This window comes from Mesorhizobium sp. M7A.F.Ca.CA.004.12.1.1 (assembly GCF_003997835.1).
GTDB lineage: Bacteria > Pseudomonadota > Alphaproteobacteria > Rhizobiales > Rhizobiaceae > Mesorhizobium.
The window spans coordinates 1-3,081 of record NZ_RZRK01000719.1 but is presented as its reverse complement, the minus strand read 5'-3'; the positions used below and the strand labels follow the sequence as shown (position 1 = coordinate 3,081).

5 protein-coding genes are annotated in these 3,081 nt (G+C 60.6%); 4 read left to right on the top strand and 1 reads right to left on the bottom strand.

Going from position 1 to position 3,081, the window contains the following annotated elements; all coding sequences use genetic code 11:
- Positions 1-68 precede the first annotated feature (68 nt).
- The gene (locus EN984_RS28335; protein ID WP_127267897.1) at positions 69-626 is read left to right on the top strand and encodes a thioredoxin family protein; all 558 of its coding nucleotides are present in this window, start codon (positions 69-71) and stop codon (positions 624-626) included.
- Positions 623-1,324 (top strand): phosphoglycolate phosphatase, encoded by a 702-nt coding sequence (gene gph, locus EN984_RS28330; protein WP_127269852.1) that lies wholly within the window; start codon positions 623-625, stop codon positions 1,322-1,324. The genes EN984_RS28335 and gph overlap by 4 nt, the downstream gene beginning before the upstream one ends.
- Before the next feature lie 47 nt (positions 1,325-1,371).
- On the opposite strand, the gene EN984_RS28325 is transcribed toward gph, so the two are convergent.
- Positions 1,372-1,752 carry a cytochrome c family protein gene (locus EN984_RS28325; RefSeq protein ID WP_127269601.1) on the bottom strand — a complete coding sequence of 127 codons (381 nt, stop codon included), beginning with the start codon at positions 1,750-1,752 and terminating at the stop codon, positions 1,372-1,374.
- A gap of 363 nt (positions 1,753-2,115) precedes the next feature.
- Here EN984_RS28325 and EN984_RS38325 point away from each other — a divergent pair, with 363 nt between their 5' ends.
- Both EN984_RS38325 and EN984_RS28315 read left to right on the top strand, forming a co-directional pair.
- Positions 2,116-2,325: a hypothetical protein gene (locus EN984_RS38325; RefSeq protein WP_127269602.1), complete on the top strand. Its 210-nt coding sequence runs from the start codon at positions 2,116-2,118 to the stop codon at positions 2,323-2,325.
- A gap of 33 nt (positions 2,326-2,358) precedes the next feature.
- Positions 2,359-3,081, top strand: a 723-nt coding sequence (locus tag EN984_RS28315; RefSeq protein WP_164765703.1) for an ABC transporter substrate-binding protein, incomplete at its 3' end; no start/stop codon positions are given.

Genomic DNA, 3,081 nt, shown 5'->3' with positions numbered 1-3,081 from the left:
GAGCCATCCGACAGACGGCCGACGGTGCGATCCGGAAAGCGGCGTAAACAATTCCATCGGAGGCAAGCATGGCGGCCGTCCCCCCTGTCTGCGATTTCGGCTGGCGCGCCATCGATGCCGTTTTGCCTGGCGTCGACGGCAGGTCGCATTCGATCTTCAGCCAGGCCGGCCCGAACGGTCTGGTCGTGGCCTTCATCTGCAATCACTGCCCTTATGTGAAGGCAGTGATTTCACGTATCGTGCGCGATGCCAACGACCTCAAGGCCGAAGGTATCGGCTTTGTCGCGATCAACTCAAACGATGCCGACACCTACCCGGAGGATTCCTTCGACCAAATGAAGCTCTTCGCCACGACGAACGGCTTCAGCTTCCCTTACCTGCACGACCAGCACCAAACTGTGGCGCGCGATTACGCAGCCGTGTGCACTCCCGATTTCTTCGGGTTCAACAGCGAGTTGGGACTGCAATATCGCGGTCGGCTGGACGCCTCGCGACGAGAAGCCGGAGCGCCCGGGCTGAGACGCGACCTGTTCGAGGCGATGAAGCAGGTTGCCCGAACCGGCGACGGGCCGCTGGACCAGATCGCCTCGATCGGCTGCTCGATCAAGTGGAAGGATGCCGCATGAACGTCGGTGCAGGTAGGCCGCTTCGATCGCCGAAGGCGATCCTGTTCGATCTCGACGGCACGCTGGTCGACTCGGCACCGGACATAGCGGCCGCCGTCAACGAACTGCTGGCCAGTCGCGGTCTGCCGCCGCTGCGCCTGGATCAGGTCACGGCCATGATCGGCGGCGGCGTCAGGAAATTGATCGAGCGAGCCTTCGCCGCGTCGGGAGCGCCACTGCTCGGCAACGCTCTCGATGAGGCCCATCGCGTCATGGCGCCTATCTACCGCCGGCATCTGACCGGCCTGACAAGGCTGATGCCTGGAGTCAGGGAGGCTCTCACCCACTTTCATTTGGGCGGAGTAAGCATGGGCGTGGCAACCAACAAACCGCAGTTGGCGACCCGCGAAATCCTGCTTCATTTCGGATTGACGGAATATTTCGGCGCAATCGTTGGCGGAGACGCGGTGACATTCCTGAAACCGGCGCCCGATGCCCTGCTGCTGGCGTTGGCACAGCTTGGGGTCGACGCCGGTGACGCGCTGCTGGTCGGAGACAGTGGCGCTGACCTGGGTGCCGCACGCGCCGCCGGCATGGCCGTCATTCTGTTGCGCGGCGGCTACAGCCACATTCCGGTGGAAGAGCTTGGCGCCGACCTTGTTTGCGACAGCCTTTTCGATCTGCCTTCGGCCATGCAGAAGCTGCAAGCCGATGCGTGATCAAGGCGTCCGCCGGCCGAACGCAAATTCGAACGGCCGGCTGCGCTCTATTTCGAGAATTGCTTCAGATAGGCAATGACATTGGCGATGTCTTCGTCCTGCTTGAGGCCGACAAACGCCATCTTCGTTCCTTTGATCATGGCCTTGGGATCGTGAAGATAGGTCTTCAGCGAGGGCTCATCCCATTTGACGCCGGATTTTCCAGCCGCGACCATCGCCTGAGAATAGCTGAACCCCGGGTGTGTCCCAGCCGTTCGGCCTATGACGCCGTTCAACGACGGGCCGACCTTGTTCTTGTCCTGGTCGGCGGCATGGCAGACCTTGCATTTGGCGAAGACCTTCTCACCGGCCGCCGCATCCTGGGCCTGGGATTGGCTCGCCATGAAGGGCACAACGGACATGACTGCGAAAAATGCGATTGCGCGCATGGTATTTCCTCATTGATCGTCTGGGTGCCCTGGACGATTTGCGCATGCCGATCCTTTGATCCGTCTGCATGCGCCTTACGCGGTGGAGTGGAATATCCGCTTCTCCCGTGGAGCCGCGCCGCGTGGCTCAGAAGCTAATTGGCATGTTGTGAAAGTCAATCGTACAAAGGTTTAGAGGCCTGGGTGCTCAAGAGACCTGTCCATTCGTCTTTGTTGACGGCTATCCGGCGAGCGCGTAGCTTGACCTCATTCCGGTTTCTCCATTGGCACCTCGGGAAATCCGGCAAGCGGTGATTTTGTCCTCGCTCCTGGTTGGGCTGGGCTTGCCGATATGGGCGTTTGGGAACGCGCAAGAGGTGCTGAATGGACATGGTCGATCTCATATTGACGGTTTGCCTCAGCGCCAATCCGAGCAATTGCCGAGACGAACATCTCTATTTCGAGAGCCGCGGCACTCTGTTCCAATGCATGATCCTTGCCCCCAGCGAAATCGCGAAATGGTCTCAAGAACACCCGAACCTCAAGGTCATGCGCTGGAAATGCGCATTTCCGAGCAAGGAACGAGCCATCTAATTTGGCAGCGCGGAACCCTGGGGAGGAGGTGTCATGATGGTTTCACGGCGCATGACGCTGCGTCTGGCGGTTCTCGGGACAGCCGCTGTTCTTGCTACCAGGCCGGTCGTTGCGGCAGCCAGGATTCGCCTCGGTGTGCTGAAGTTCGGAACCGTGAGTTGGGAACTCGATACGCTAAGGCGGCACAAATTCGATGCCGCCAACGGGATCGATCTGGAGATCATCGACTTCGCCGGCGAGGATGCAACCAACGTCGCGATGCTGGCTGGCGCGATCGACATGATCGTCTCCGACTGGCTGTGGGTCTCGCGCCAGCGCTCCGAAGGCGGCGACCTCACATTGACCCCCTATTCGACCTCCGTGGGGGCGATCATGGTGAAGGAGGATTCGCCGATCCGGACGGTCGCCGATCTCGAGGACAAGAAAATCGGCGTCGCCGGCGGCCCGCTCGACAAGAGTTGGCTGCTTATACAAGCGCTGAGCAGACGCGATCTCGGCGTCGACCTGTCGGCAGCCAGCGACATCGTCTTCGGCGCGCCGCCGCTGATTTCGGAAAAGGCGATACAGGGCGAACTCGATGCGGTGCTGAATTTCTGGCATTTTTGCGCCCGTCTCGAGGCCAATGGCTTCCGTCGACTGATCGGCGTGAACGACGCGGCAAAGTCGCTCGGGGCTCTGGGACCCGTTTCGACCCTCGGTTACGTCTTCCATGACCAATGGGCAAACGAGAACCCGGATGCAGTCAGGGGTTTCGTG